Source organism: Comamonas sp. 7D-2 (genome assembly GCF_022749555.1).
GTDB lineage: Bacteria > Pseudomonadota > Gammaproteobacteria > Burkholderiales > Burkholderiaceae_C > Comamonas > Comamonas thiooxydans.
Genome location: NZ_CP094238.1, coordinates 4,917,324 through 4,930,785 on the forward strand (window position 1 = coordinate 4,917,324; position 13,462 = coordinate 4,930,785).

At 60.7% G+C, this 13,462-nt stretch carries 12 protein-coding genes; 9 read left to right on the forward strand and 3 right to left on the reverse strand.

Annotated features, from left to right (window positions below; all coding sequences use genetic code 11):
• Positions 1-9: 9 nt before the first annotated feature.
• The 7 genes from MPZ60_RS22605 to MPZ60_RS22635 all read left to right on the forward strand — a co-directional run bounded on the left by MPZ60_RS22605 (position 10) and on the right by MPZ60_RS22635 (position 8,042).
• On the forward strand, positions 10-795 hold the full coding sequence (locus tag MPZ60_RS22605) for an ABC transporter ATP-binding protein (RefSeq protein ID WP_003068658.1): 786 nt from the start codon (positions 10-12) through the stop codon (positions 793-795).
• A 10-nt stretch (positions 796-805) separates the two neighbouring features.
• Positions 806-1,735 (forward strand): branched-chain amino acid ABC transporter permease, encoded by a 930-nt coding sequence (locus MPZ60_RS22610; RefSeq protein WP_034354802.1) that lies wholly within the window; start codon positions 806-808, stop codon positions 1,733-1,735.
• 17 nt (positions 1,736-1,752) lie between these two features.
• Entirely contained in the window at positions 1,753-2,817 is a 1,065-nt protein-coding gene (locus tag MPZ60_RS22615; RefSeq protein ID WP_003068654.1) for a branched-chain amino acid ABC transporter permease, read from the forward strand.
• Between the two features lie 197 nt (positions 2,818-3,014).
• A complete protein-coding gene (locus tag MPZ60_RS22620) occupies positions 3,015-4,331 on the forward strand; it encodes an ABC transporter substrate-binding protein (protein ID WP_034354805.1) in 1,317 nt (438 codons plus the stop codon).
• A gap of 199 nt (positions 4,332-4,530) precedes the next feature.
• Positions 4,531-5,370, forward strand: a complete 840-nt coding sequence (locus MPZ60_RS22625; RefSeq protein WP_034354808.1) for an ABC transporter ATP-binding protein — start codon at positions 4,531-4,533, stop codon at positions 5,368-5,370.
• Positions 5,371-5,529: 159 nt separating this feature from the next.
• Positions 5,530-6,777, forward strand: a complete 1,248-nt coding sequence (locus tag MPZ60_RS22630) for a phenylacetate--CoA ligase family protein (RefSeq protein ID WP_034354812.1) — start codon at positions 5,530-5,532, stop codon at positions 6,775-6,777.
• A gap of 275 nt (positions 6,778-7,052) precedes the next feature.
• The gene (locus MPZ60_RS22635; RefSeq protein ID WP_034354816.1) at positions 7,053-8,042 is read left to right on the forward strand and encodes a tripartite tricarboxylate transporter substrate-binding protein; all 990 of its coding nucleotides are present in this window, start codon (positions 7,053-7,055) and stop codon (positions 8,040-8,042) included.
• Between the two features lie 75 nt (positions 8,043-8,117).
• Here the strand turns inward: MPZ60_RS22635 and MPZ60_RS22640 are convergent, their stop codons facing one another.
• The 3 genes from MPZ60_RS22640 to MPZ60_RS22650 form a co-directional block, all read right to left on the reverse strand.
• The gene (locus MPZ60_RS22640) at positions 8,118-8,438 is read right to left on the reverse strand and encodes a DUF1840 domain-containing protein (protein WP_034354819.1); all 321 of its coding nucleotides are present in this window, start codon (positions 8,436-8,438) and stop codon (positions 8,118-8,120) included.
• A 12-nt stretch (positions 8,439-8,450) separates the two neighbouring features.
• A complete protein-coding gene (locus MPZ60_RS22645; RefSeq protein ID WP_045838776.1) occupies positions 8,451-9,722 on the reverse strand; it encodes a cyclopropane-fatty-acyl-phospholipid synthase family protein in 1,272 nt (423 codons plus the stop codon).
• Positions 9,723-9,796: 74 nt separating this feature from the next.
• Complete coding sequence (locus MPZ60_RS22650) at positions 9,797-10,414, reverse strand: hypothetical protein (RefSeq protein WP_034354821.1); 618 nt, start codon at positions 10,412-10,414, stop codon at positions 9,797-9,799.
• Positions 10,415-10,456: 42 nt separating this feature from the next.
• On the opposite strand from MPZ60_RS22650, the gene MPZ60_RS22655 reads away from it, so the two are divergent.
• Both MPZ60_RS22655 and MPZ60_RS22660 read left to right on the forward strand, forming a co-directional pair.
• Positions 10,457-11,638 (forward strand): aminopeptidase, encoded by a 1,182-nt coding sequence (locus MPZ60_RS22655; RefSeq protein WP_034354824.1) that lies wholly within the window; start codon positions 10,457-10,459, stop codon positions 11,636-11,638.
• A 115-nt stretch (positions 11,639-11,753) separates the two neighbouring features.
• Positions 11,754-13,439 (forward strand): phosphoethanolamine transferase, encoded by a 1,686-nt coding sequence (locus MPZ60_RS22660; protein ID WP_242607066.1) that lies wholly within the window; start codon positions 11,754-11,756, stop codon positions 13,437-13,439.
• The last annotated feature ends 23 nt before the right edge of the window (positions 13,440-13,462 follow it).

Genomic DNA, 13,462 nt, shown 5'->3' on the forward strand with positions numbered 1-13,462 from the left:
GGAATTTTCATGAATACAAGAACCAGCGGCGAAGTGATTCTGGACATCAAGAACATCAGTCTGCGTTTCGGCGGCGTCAAGGCCTTGACCGATATCTCGTTCAATGTCAAAGAGCACGAAATCCGCTCCATCATCGGCCCCAACGGCGCCGGCAAGAGCTCCATGCTCAACTGCATCAACGGCGTCTATACACCGTCCGAAGGCTCCATCACCTTTCGCGGCCAGACCTTCAGTCATATGAACAGCCGCCAGGTGGCCGAGATGGGTGTCGCACGCACCTTCCAGAACCTGGCGCTGTTCAAGGGCATGAGCGTGATCGACAACATCATGACCGGCCGCAACCTCAAGATCAGGAGCAACATCCTCATGCAGGCCCTGCGCATCGGCCCCGCGCAACGCGAGGAAATGCAGCACCGCGAGTTCGTCGAGCACATCATCGACTTTCTCGAAATCCAGGCCTATCGCAAGACTCCCGTGGGTCAGCTTCCCTATGGCCTACAAAAGCGCGTGGACCTGGGCCGAGCCCTGGCCATGGAGCCTCAGGTTCTGCTGCTGGACGAGCCCATGGCCGGCATGAACGTGGAAGAAAAGCAGGACATGTGCCGCTTCATCCTCGATGTGAACGAGGAGTTCGGCACCACCATCGTGCTCATCGAACACGATATGGGCGTGGTCATGGACATTTCGGACCGTGTCGTGGTGCTGGACTATGGCAAGAAGATCGGCGACGGCGCTCCCGATGAAGTACGCAACAACGAAGACGTGATCCGCGCCTATCTGGGCGCAGGCCACTGAAGGAGCAGTCATGGGATTTTTCTTAGAGACATTGTTCGGCGGCCTCATGGTGGGCACGCTGTATGCACTGATCGCCATCGGCTTCGTGCTGATCTTCAAGGCCTCCGGCGTCTTCAACTTTGCGCAAGGCGCCATGGTGCTGTTTTCAGCCCTGGCCATGGCGCGTTTTTCGCAATGGATTCCCGGCTGGCTGGGCCTGGAGCCGGGGCTGGTCGGCAACTTGCTGGCCATCGCCGTCACCCTGGCGCTGATGGTAGGCGTGGCCTGGGTGATCGAACGTCTGGCCCTGCGCCATCTGGTCAATCAGGAGCCCATCACCTTGCTGATGGCCACGCTGGGCATTGCCTATTTGCTCGATGGCCTCGGCCCCATGGTCTTTGGCAGCGAGGTCTACAAGATTGACGTAGGCATGCCCAAGGACCCCGTCTTCATTATGGACAGCCTGTTTCAAGGCGGCGTGATGATCAGCCTGGAAGACCTGTATGCGGCATGCATCGCCGCCATCCTGGTGATCTGCCTGAGCCTTTTCTTTCAGAAGACCAAAACCGGACGCGCGCTGCGTGCAGTGGCCGACGACCACCAGGCCGCCCAGTCCATCGGCATTCCGCTGTCGCGCATCTGGGTCATCGTCTGGTCGGTGGCCGGCGGCGTGGCTCTGGTCGTCGGCATCATCTGGGGCAGCAAGCTGGGCGTTCAGTACTCGCTGTCGCTGGTGGCCCTGAAGGCCCTGCCCGTGGTGATTCTGGGCGGCCTGACATCACTGCCCGGCGCCATCATCGGCGGCCTGATCATCGGCGTGGGAGAGAAGCTCTCCGAGGTCTACATCGGCCCCATGGTGGGCGGCGGCATCGAGACCTGGTTTGCCTATGGTCTGGCCCTTTGCTTCCTGCTGGTACGACCCCAAGGTCTGTTCGGCGACAAGATCATTGACCGCGTCTGAACAGGGAGAACAAGAATATGTTTTATCGTGAAAACGGCCAGTTCAAGACCAGCTACGCGGCAGACCAGCAGATCTTCGGCGTCGCGCAGGACCGCTGGGTCATCCTGCTGGTGCTGGCCTTTGCCTTCCTGGCCATTCCCTTCATTGCCAGCGACTACACCTTCCAGGCGATTCTGATTCCCTTTGTCATCATGTCGCTGGCGGCGCTGGGACTCAACATCCTCGTCGGCTACTGCGGCCAGATTTCGCTGGGCACGGCCGCCTTCATGGCCGTGGGTGCCTATGCGGCCTACAACCTGCAGGCCCGCATTGAAGGCATGCCTTTGCTGGTGGCACTTCTGGGCGGTGGCGTGGTGGCCATGGCGTTCGGCGTGGTGTTCGGTCTACCCAGCCTGCGCATTCGCGGCCTGTATCTGGCCGTAGCCACGCTGGCCGCCCAGTTCTTTGTGGACTGGCTGGCGACCCGCGCGGCCTGGGTGACGAACAACTCCTCATCCGGCTCCGTCAGCGCCAAGCCACTGGCCATTCTGGGCTGGGCCATCGACACGCCCATGGAAAAGTACCTGCTCTGCCTGGCCATCCTGTGTCTGCTCGGACTGGCCGCCAAGAATCTGGTGCGCAGCTCGGTAGGTCGTGAATGGATGGCCATGCGCGACATGGACGTGGCAGCTGCAGTGATCGGCATCCGCCCCACCTACGCCAAGCTGTCGGCCTTTGCGGTCAGCAGCTTCATCGTCGGCGTGGCCGGTGCGCTCTGGGGCTTTGTCCACCTGGGCGCCTGGGAACCCGCAGCCTTCAGCCTGGACCGCTCTCTGCAGTTGCTGTTCATGATCATCATCGGCGGCCTGGGCTCGGTCGTGGGCAGCATCTTCGGCGCCGCCTTCTTCGTGCTGCTGCCGCTGCTGCTCAACCAGGTGCCCCACTGGCTGGGCCTGCCGCTGTCCACAGCCACGGCGACCTATCTCGAGCACATGATTTTTGGTGCGCTCATCGTGTTCTTCCTGATTGTGGAACCCCACGGATTGGCCAAGCTCTGGGCCACGGCCCGTCAGAAGCTGCGCGTCTGGCCGTTTCCGCATTGATGACTCCCCTTGTGCCGCTGACGCGGCTTCTCCCAAGGGGGACGGCACCTTCGCCGGGGCGGCCCCGCCGCGAGGCGGCTCTTGCTCGGTGCCCTGAATTGCTGAGTGCTTGATTGAGAGATAGCTGATTTATTTACAAGACACCGCAGAGTGCCTGCAACCGGGACAGCGTCCCATACAACCCAAGGAGACAGTCGATGATGTTCAAGAAAGTTGCGATTGCTGCCGCTGCTGTTGCTGCAGGCATGGGAGCCTTGATGGCCTCGCCTGCGGCTCAGGCCCAGGAGCAGTTCGTGCCTCTGCTGGTGTATCGCACGGGCCAGTTCGCGCCCCTGGGTATTCCATGGGCGGACGGCAAGCAGGATTACCTCAAGCTGGTCAATGCCAAGGGTGGCGTCAACGGTGTGAAGATCAAATTCGAGGAATGCGAAACCGCCTATGACACGGCCAAGGGTGTGGAATGCTACGAGCGCCTCAAGAACAAGGACGGCGGCGCCTCGGGCTTTGACACTCAGTCCACCGGCATCACCTTTGCCGTGACCGACAAGGCTCCCGGCGACAAGGTGCCAGTGGTCACCCCAGGCTATGGTCTGTCCCAGTCCGTGGACGGCAAGGTCTTCGAGTGGAACTTCCCGCTGCTGGGCAACTACTGGACAGCCGCCGACTCCATCGTGCAGGACATTCTGAAGAAGGAAAAAGGCAACCTCAAGGGCAAAAAGATCGCACTGGTCTATCACGACTCGCCTTATGGCAAGGAGCCGATTCCGCTGCTGGAAAAGCGCGCCGCCAAGGATGGCTTTGAGCTGATCAAGCTGCCCGTGACTGCCCCCGGCGTGGAGCAAAAATCCACCTGGCTGCAGATTCGCCAGAACCGCCCCGACTATGTGCTGCTGTGGTCGGCCGGCGTGATGACTCCTACGGCCGTGCGTGAGGCGCAGGCCACGGGCTACCCGCGCGAGAAGATGTATGCCGTCTGGTGGGGCGGCTCCGACCATGACGTCAAGGACATCGGTGCCGGCGCCAAGGGCTACAACACGGTGACCATCCACAACACTGCCGAGAGCGACAAGGTGCATGGCGACATCAAGTCCATGCTCTACGACAAGGGTCAGGGCACGGCCAAGGACGCCAAGGAACTGGGCCAGCTGGCACATACTCGCGGCATTGTGATCTCCATGCTGCAGGTCGAGGCCATCCGCACCGCTCAGGAAAAGTTCGGCAAAGGCAAGGTCATGACACCCGAGCAGGTGCGCTGGGGCCTGGAGAACCTGAACATGACTCAGGAACGCCTGAACGAGCTGGGCTTCGGCAAGATCATCCGCCCCTTCAAGACCAGCTGCGACAACCATCTGGGCGCCGACTGGGCCCGTATTGCCACCTGGGACGGCGCCAAGTTCAAGGTGACTTCCGACTGGTACCAGGCCGACAAGTCCATGGTCGATCCGCTCTACAAGGAATTCGCGGAAAAGTACGCCAAGGAAAAGAACGTCAAGGTAAGAACCTGCACCCCCTGAGGCGCGTCGCGCCTTCCCCCTCACTGGCGCCTGGCGCCTGAGGGGGACGACATCCTCGCTGCGGCGCGGCCAGCCCCGGTCCTTGCTTGATGTCTCTGACCAAGGCTCGCCTCGTCGCAACCGGATTTATAAAAATCAGCCTCAAGCGCTTATCCATAAAGTGCAGACAGCTATCTATTTTGAGTTATCAGGTGACCGCATGACCGATATCGCGCACACAGTTTCCACTTCCACCCAGACCGCACCGCTGGTGGAAGTCAATGGCATCGAGGTCATCTACAACCATGTGATCCTGGTTCTCAAGGGCGTCTCGCTACAAGTCCCCCACCAGAGCATCGTGGCCCTGCTGGGCGGCAATGGCGCGGGCAAGACCACCACGCTGCGCGCCATCTCCAATCTGCTCAAGGGCGAGCGCGGCGAAGTCACCAAAGGCGGCATCACACTGGAAGGCGAGCAGATCGCCAACCTCTCGCCCGCCGAACTTGTCAAGCGCGGAGTGGTCCAGGTCATGGAAGGACGCCACTGCTTCGCCCACCTGACGATCGAAGAAAACCTGCTCACCGGCAGCTACACACGCACGGACAAGGGCGAGATTGCAGCCAATCTCGAGAAGGTCTACAACTACTTCCCGCGCCTCAAGACCCGGCGCACCAGCCAGGCGGCCTACACCTCGGGCGGCGAGCAGCAGATGTGCGCCATCGGCCGTGCGCTGATGAGCAACCCGCGTATGGTTTTGCTAGACGAGCCCTCCATGGGCCTGGCACCGCAGATCGTGGACGAGGTCTTTCACATCGTCAAAGACCTCAACAGCAAGGAAAAAGTCACCTTCCTGCTGGCCGAACAGAACACCAACATGGCGCTCAAATACGCCGACTACGGCTACATCATGGAAAGCGGGCGCATCGTCATGGACGGCTCCGCCAAGGATCTGGCCAGCAACGAGGACGTCAAGGAGTTCTATCTGGGCGTGGGCGGCGGCGAACGCAAGAGCTTCAAGGATGTGAAGAGCTACAAACGCAGAAAACGCTGGTTGGCTTGATGACTGCCCCCTGAGGCGCTTCGCGCCTTCCCCCTAGGGGGACGACGGCCTCGCTGCGCGGCGGCGCTTGCTCGCTGTCTCTGGCTTGGTGCGCGCCAGTTTTTAACTTGTGCCCATTGACTTCAGTTTTGCTTGCAGATTTTCTCTACAGGATTTGCCATGAGTGATTTCTACGATGCCCTGGAAACCCGCAGCCCCGAACAGCGCGAAGCCGACTGCATGGCCAGCCTGCCGCTGCAGATTGCCCATGCACAGCAGCGCTCCAGCGCTTTTGCCGAAATTCTCAAAGGTGTGGATGCGTCCCGTATCACCAGTCGCGCAGCGCTGGCCACCTTGCCTGTGACGCGCAAGAGCGAGCTGCTGGAGCGCCAGGCTGCACAGCGTCCGCAGCAGATTTTTGGCGGCTTCAATGCCATTGGCCTTGGCCACGACATGCCCAGGCTGTTTTCCAGCCCCGGCCCCATCTACGAGCCTGAAAGCCGCCGCCCCGACTACTGGCGCATGGCCCGCTCCATGTACGCCGCAGGCTTCAGGGCTGGTGAGCTGGTGCACAACTGCTTCAGCTATCACTTCGTGCCCGCCGGATCGATGATGGAAACCGGCGCCCAGGCCCTGGGCTGCACGGTGTTTGCGGGCGGCACGGGCCAGACCGAGCAACAGGTGCAGGCCATGGCCGATCTGCGGCCTGCAGCCTATGTGGGTACGCCCAGTTTTCTGAAAATCATTGTGGAAAAGGCCCTGGAGATGGGAGTAAAGCTGCCCAGCCTGACCAAGGCCATGGTCAGCGGCGAAGCCTTCCCTCCCTCGCTCAGCCAATGGATGCGCGAGCATGGCATAGATGCCTACCAGAGCTATGGCACGGCCGATCTGGGCCTGATTGCCTATGAGACCAGCGCCCGTGAAGGTCTGGTGCTGGACGAGGGCGTGATCGTGGAGATCGTGCGCCCCGGAACCGGCGACCCTGTGGCCGAGGGCGAGGTGGGCGAGCTGGTCATCACCACGCTCAACCCCGACTATCCGCTGATCCGCTTTGGCACGGGTGACCTCTCGGCCTATCTTGCGGGAACCTGCCCCACGGGTCGCACCAATGCCCGCATCAAGGGCTGGATGGGCCGCGCCGACCAGACCACCAAGGTGCGCGGAATGTTCGTGCATGCCAAACAGGTGGCCGAGGTCGTCAAGCGCTTTCCGCAGATCGTCAGGGCCAGGCTGGTGGTGACGGGTGAGATGGCCAACGACCAGATGCAGTTGCTGGTTGAAACCACGGAAACCGCACCGGGCTTTGCCCTGCAGGTGATTGACGCCTTGCGCGAAGTCACCAAGCTGCGCGGCGAAGTGCAGATGGTGTCTCCCGGAAGCCTGCCCAATGACGGCAAGGTGATCGAGGACGCGCGCTCCTATCAGTGAAGCTCTGAAGAGCTACCGGCATTCGGCTGGCTCTGCGACCTAAAGGTTTTGTACTGGGACTTGAGCGTGGCCAAGCCCCCTGCACATGTGTCGCCAATACGCGACAGGCAATCGGTTTGCTTTAACGCAAATGCAATGTGATCGCCCGCTCCATCAAGGGATAACACTTAGAAAATAACAAAAACCCCACAGATTAGCGCTACCTAGAATCCGGCTTTACGTCACGACAAGTCAACCGTCCTGGTCTGCTTGCACATTATTTTTAGGGAGACACTGTGAAAACTATTTTCAAGATCGCCACCATCGCTCTGGCCGCTACCGCAGCCATCAGCAGCCATGCCGACAGCTACCCAGCCGCTGGCAAGACGATCACGATCATCGTGCCTTTCACGGCAGGCGGCCCCACCGACAAGGTGGCTCGCGACTTGGCCGAATCCATGCGCAAGCAGCTGAACAACGCCACCATCGTCATCGACAACGCAGACGGTGCCGGCAGCACGATTGGCACAGCCAAGGCCGCACGTGCACGCAATGACGGCTACACGCTGCTGCTGACGCATATCGGCATGTCCACCATCCCGACGCTGTACCGCAAGCTGTCCTTCAACGTGCTCAACGACTTCGAGTACGCCGGCATCATCAACGATGTGCCCATGACGCTGATCGGCCGCCCCACCCTGCCCGCCAAGAACTTCGCCGAAGTCAAGGAATGGGTCAGCAAGAACCAGGGCAAGGTGAATCTGGCAAACGCCGGCGTGGGCTCGGCCTCGCACCTGTGCGGCCTGATGTTCCAGGCCTCGCTGCAGCAGGACATGACGCCCGTGCCCTACAAGGGTGCAGCTCCTGCGATTGCCGATCTGATGGGCAACCAGGTGGACCTGCTGTGCGACCAGACCACCAACACCACTTCGCAGATTGCCGCCAAGAAGGTTCAGGCCTATGCCGTGACCACTGCCAAGCCTCTGACCACGCCTGCACTCAAGGACCTGCCCACGCTGCAGTCCCTGGGCCTGAAGGACTTCAACGTGACCATCTGGCACGGTCTGTACGCCCCCAAGGGCACGCCTGCCGACGTGGTGCAAAAGATCAACGAAGCCATGAAGGCTTCGCTCAAGGACCCCGAGTTCATCAAGCGCCAGGAAGCCTTGGGGGCCGTGATTGCCAGCGACGACCGTACCAACCCTGCGGGTCACAAGAAGTTTGTGGAAGCCGAAATCGCCAAGTGGGGCAAGGTCATCAAGGCCGCCGGCATCTACGCCGACTGAGAACGCACAATCCGTTCAACGCAAAAAAGCCTGCATCTGCAGGCTTTTTTGCATGGGGCGACCGAAGAAGGCCGCTTACCAGGTCACTTCCTTGCCATCGGCGGCGCTGCGCCTGAGCATGTCTACAAAAGGCACGATGCGCTGGCCCAGGGCCACGCCGTCCTGATTTGCAGGCACGGCATCCTCCTCCTGCGCTTCGTCTTGCGGCTGCGCACGTCTGGCCGCATCTTCGGCGGCAGCAGCCTCCAGCGCGATGATGGCGGCCGGAATCTGCTCCACGGTGATGATGCCATGCACCTCATCGGGAGACTTGCCGATGATTTCCAGCAGCTTGCGGCCGTTGGCGTCCAGCATGATGAGGTCTGCCGTGGCACGCGATTTGAATTTGTAGGGCATGAAGCGACTCCTTCAACGGTAGATGTATTCGCGGTTGAAAGGATAGCCGCTCTGCGCACCCGCCATCGCACCGCTGCGCAGATCGCCATCGGGTTTGCTGCACAGCATCTGATGCAACGCAATCCAGCCATGCTCGAAGCCCATGGCCGAGCCTGCCAGATAAAGACGATAGGCACGCAAAGCCTTGGCGGCCTTTTCCTCGTCGTACTGGGCTTGCAAAATGATTTGAGCTTCGCCCAGCCTGGCCTCCAACCCATCCGACCAGGCCCAAAGCGTGCGCGCGTAGTGCGGGCGCAAGTTCTCGGTATCCACCATTTCCAGTCCGCTGGCCGCCAGATCATGCAGCACGCGGCTGACATGCATGAGCTCTCCACCGGGAAAGATGTAGCGATTGATGAACTCGCCCATGCCGGCACCCAGCTCCACATTGCTGACACCGCCCGCCGTGATGCCATGGACCAGGGCCAGTCCGCCGGGCCTGAGCATGGAATAAATGGTTTCGAAGTATTCCTGCAGATTGGCGCTGCCCACATGCTCGAACATGCCGACCGAGCCGATCTTGTCGAATGGCTCCACATCAACCATTTGCCGGTAGTCGCGTAGCTCGACATGAACCTTGCCCTGCAGGCCCTTCTCGGCAATCAGACGCTGCACATGATCGAACTGGTTGCGCGACAGTGTGATGCCATGGGCCTGCACGCCGTAATGCTCGGCTGCCCAGAAGACCAGTCCGCCCCAGCCAGAGCCTATGTCCCAGAAGCGCTCTCCGGGCTGGAGCTTGAGCTTTTTGCAGATGTGATCGAGCTTGGCCTCCTGCGCCTGCGCCAGGCTCATGCCTTGCTCTTTGTAGTAAGCGCAGGAATAGACGCGGCGCGGGTCCAGCCACAGCGCGTAGAAATCGTCGGAGAGATCGTAATGAAACTGAATCTGCTCGGCATCGCGGGTCAGCGTGTGCATGGCCAGCGACCTGGCCTTGGAGACCGTCTGCCCCAGCCAGGAGGGCGTATGACTGACCGGATCACCGCGCAGCAGCCCGGCCGCTGCCGCCATGATGTCGCGGGAGCTGCCCTTGACCTCCACCCAGCCTTCGACGATGGCCGAACCAATCGAGCCGATCTGGCCGTCCAGCAGCGCCGCAACAGCCTTGGGAGAGCGAAAAATGAGTTGAACCGCGCTGTGTTCAGGCCCGATACGCTCGCCCGAGGGAAGCTGTATCGATGCAGTCACAGGAAGTCTTGCTAGCAGCGGCTCCAATGTGCTCAACAGGTTTTTCATGAAAACCATTGTTCACATCGACTATGGCAGGGTCAAGACGGAAAACATCCCTGCCTAAAACTGCCTCCAGGTCTGGCAGAGGATCAGTTGCTGGCTTTCACCAGCCTGTCGTAGGCCTTGAGGGTGGCGGGGGCCACAGCCTGCAGCACTTGTTCATAAGCCGTCTTGTGACGCGCCAGCAAGCGCATGGAAGCAACGGTGCGGCTGCGGCAGAACCAGTGGCAGGTGTGTTGCATCAGCATCAGCTCGGCCGTCATGGTGAAGGCTCGGCGCTTGCGCTCTTCCTCGTCGGCCGCATCCCCCACACGGGCAGCCGCCAGCGCCTGGGCATGAAGCTTCATGGTCTCGCGCACATCCATGGTGGCCGAAGGCAGAACCCTGGTCATATAGGGCAGCGCCAGCGGCAGGGTGCTGGCACGCGTCTGCTCGGCCGGCAAGGTGGCGAATTCATCCGCAAAACGCTGAAACTGGCTCACCAGGCTGCTCTCGGTATTGGCCAGCACGGGCCAGATCTGTTCACGCCTCTGCGCATCCTTCTCGCCGATGACACGCAGATATCCCTCCATCAGATTGGCCATGAGCTTCTCGATCTGAAAGCGAGCCAGATGCTGGGCCAGAAGCTGGGTGTGCTGACGCTGCTCCTGCTTCTTGAGCACGTAGAGCACGGTGGTGACAATGATGGCGAGCGTTAGAAAATCCATGAAGTGAAACCAGACAGGCGGACAAGCGCAATGAGAAAAAGGATGAGTGTAGTCAGCCTGAGGGCTTTGCTGGGAATTAGTGCCGCAATCGCAGGCCTGACGGGCTGCAGCAGCGCCGGCTATTACTGGCAAGGTTTCAAGGGACAGATGCAGATTCTTCAGGCCGCACGGCCTATTGATGACTGGCTGGCAGAAGACAGTACCTCCGCAGCACTGCGTCAGCGCCTGCAGACCGCGCAACAGATGCGCCGCTTCGCCAGCCGAGAGCTGGCTCTGCCCGACAACGCCAGCTACACCCGCTACGCCCAGCTGCAGCGTCCGTTTGCGGTCTGGAACGTGGTGGCAGCCCCGGCCTACAGCCTGGAGATGCACCAATGGTGCTTTCCCGTCACCGGCTGCATTGCCTACCGAGGCTACTTCAGCAAGAGCGACGCACAGGCGCAGGCACTAACGCTTCAGTCACAGGGGTTGGAAACCAGCGTCTATGGCGTGCCTGCCTACTCCACGCTGGGCTATCTGAACTGGCTGGGCGGCGACCCCTTGCTCAGCACCTTCACCTCCTGGCAGGAGGGTGACTTTGCCGGCCTGCTGTTCCACGAACTGGCCCACCAGCTGCTGTATGTGAAGAACGACACGGCCTTCAACGAATCCTTTGCCACCACGGTGGAGCGCATGGCCACACCCTTGTGGCTGCACAGCCATGCCAGCGCCGCCACGCAGCAGCGCTGGCAGCAGAGCCTGCAGCGACGCGAGCTATGGCAGCAGCTGACGCGCGAGACCCGTCAGCGCCTGCAACAGATTTATGAACAGAAAAATACTGAAGCCCTTGATGCCAAAGCGCTGGAAGCCATCAAAAGCAAAGTATTTGACGAATTCCGCGCCACTTATGCGCAGCTCAGAGCGCAATGGATTGCCACTGACGAGCCCCTGCTGAGCAGCCTCGCCCTGCGCGAGCAATATTACCGGCGCCTGACCCAGACCGACGAATGGGTGGCCCAGTCCAATAACGCCAGTTTCGGCGCCCTGGCCGCCTATGACGACTGGGTGCCTGCCATGACTCGCTGGTGGCTGCAACTGCGCGGCGAAGGCCCGGCCACTCCCGAGACCTGGCGCAGCTTCTATGCGCAGATGCGCGAGCTGGCAGCCTTGTCCGCTGAAGAGCGCAAGCTGCGGCTATGCACCCAATGGGGAGAAGCTGCAAAAACAGCGACTCAGTGCCAATAAATACTTCAAATCGACATAAAACAATTTTTTACAAGGATTCGCCACATAGGAGGCTTCAGCGGTTTTTAAGAAAGTCCCGCCAGACTTCTCCGATACCTATTTTTTGCCGTCTGCCGTGGCTACCCAAGACTCCGCTTCTGCCCCATTTTTCAAGGGGCTTTTTCAACCTCGCACGCCTCAGTTCATCGCTCTGGCCCTGGCCATCTGGCTGACGCTGACAGCCAACTGGGCCCTGTGGCTGCGCCTGCCTTCCCTGGATGGCTATCACGGCAGTCTGGCGCTGCTGGCCCTGCGGGTTATGCCGCTGGTGCTGGGCGCCAGCCTTCTGCTGACCTCTTTGTTTGCCTGGCCGCGCTTTACCAAGCCGTTCTGGGTTGCACTGCTGCTGGTGGCGGCCAGCTCCCAGTACTTCATGGTCAGCTACGGCACCGTGATGGACAAGGGCATGATTCACAACATCCTGCAGACCGATGCACGCGAAAGCTCGGACTTGTTCAACATCAAGCTGCTGGCCGAGGTGTTGATCATCGCCATACTGCCCGCCATCTGGCTTTGGAAAACGCCGCTCAAACGCGCCAACAGCGCCTGGCGCAATATGCTGCGCACCGCCTGGCTGCTACTGGGCGGCATTGCCCTGATAGCCGCATCGCTGGCCGTTTCCTACCGCGATCTGGCCCCCGTGGTGCGCAACAATCTTTGGCTGCGCTACATGATCAACCCGATCAACCCCGTGTTGTCCTCCGCCTCGGTGGCCCTGGATCCTCTACTCAACAAGCCCAGGCCCTTTGACAGCATCACGGGTGGCGCAGCTCTGGGTGCCAGCTATGCCGCAGCCCAGAAACCGCCGCTGCTGGTGCTGGTGGTGGGCGAGACGGCACGCTCAAAGAACTTCAGCCTCAACGGCTATGAGCGCGATACCAACCCCGAGCTGGCCAAGCGCGATGTGCTGAGCTGGCGCAATGCCCACTCCTGCGGCACCAGCACCCGCGAATCGGTGCCCTGCATGTTCTCCAACCTGGGCCGCGAAGGCTTTTACGCCTCCAAGGTCGAGCATGACAACCTGCTCGACGTGCTGCAGGCCGCCGGCCTGGCCGTACTTTGGGTGGACAACCAGGCAGGCTGCAAAGGCGTGTGCAAGCGTATCCCCATGGCCGATACCGCCGACAGCGTGAATACGCCGGCCGGCAAGGCGCTGTGCGCCCAGGATGGCGAATGCCTGGACGCTCTGCTGCTCAGTGGCCTGGACGAGCGCATCGCCAAGCTGGATCCCGCACGCCGCGCCAAGGGCCTGGTACTGGTCATGCACCAGATGGGCAGTCACGGCCCCGATTACTTCAAACGCTCCACTGCAGACCTCAAGGCTTTCAAGCCCGAGTGCGCGACCAATGAGCTGTCCAGCTGTTCTCAGCAAAGCGTGGTCAATGTCTACGACAACTCCATTCGCTATACCGACCACTTCCTGGCCCAGACCATAGACTGGCTCAAGGCCCAGCAAAACCAGTTTGAAACCGGCATGTTCTACATGTCCGACCATGGCGAATCGCTGGGCGAGCTCGGTGTCTATCTGCACGGCATGCCTTACGCCATGGCGCCCGATGATCAAAAACATGTGCCCATGATTGCCTGGCTGGGAACGCTGGGTGCTCGCACTGGCCTGAATCAGGCCTGTCTGAGCAAGACGCTGGATCAGCCGCTCTCGCATGACAACCTGTTCCATACGGTGATGGGATTGATGGATGTCACTTCTCCAACCTACAAGCAGCCTCTGGATGCATTTGCCAGCTGCCGCACGGCCAGCTAGGCATTGACTGCGAAGCACAAAAA

Bases quoted from the DNA above. Each gene is read 5' to 3' on its own strand.
- MPZ60_RS22605 (WP_003068658.1), top strand. From the start codon at position 10: ATGAATACAAGAACCAGCGGCGAAGTGATTCTGGACATCAAGAACATC.
- MPZ60_RS22610 (WP_034354802.1), top strand. From the start codon at position 806: ATGGGATTTTTCTTAGAGACATTGTTCGGCGGCCTCATGGTGGGCACG.
- MPZ60_RS22615 (WP_003068654.1), top strand. From the start codon at position 1,753: ATGTTTTATCGTGAAAACGGCCAGTTCAAGACCAGCTACGCGGCAGAC.
- MPZ60_RS22620 (WP_034354805.1), top strand. From the start codon at position 3,015: ATGATGTTCAAGAAAGTTGCGATTGCTGCCGCTGCTGTTGCTGCAGGC.
- MPZ60_RS22625 (WP_034354808.1), top strand. From the start codon at position 4,531: ATGACCGATATCGCGCACACAGTTTCCACTTCCACCCAGACCGCACCG.
- MPZ60_RS22630 (WP_034354812.1), top strand. From the start codon at position 5,530: ATGAGTGATTTCTACGATGCCCTGGAAACCCGCAGCCCCGAACAGCGC.
- MPZ60_RS22640 (WP_034354819.1), bottom strand. From the start codon at position 8,438: ATGCCCTACAAATTCAAATCGCGTGCCACGGCAGACCTCATCATGCTG.
- MPZ60_RS22645 (WP_045838776.1), bottom strand. From the start codon at position 9,722: ATGGTTTTCATGAAAAACCTGTTGAGCACATTGGAGCCGCTGCTAGCA.
- MPZ60_RS22650 (WP_034354821.1), bottom strand. From the start codon at position 10,414: ATGGATTTTCTAACGCTCGCCATCATTGTCACCACCGTGCTCTACGTG.
- MPZ60_RS22655 (WP_034354824.1), top strand. From the start codon at position 10,457: ATGAGTGTAGTCAGCCTGAGGGCTTTGCTGGGAATTAGTGCCGCAATC.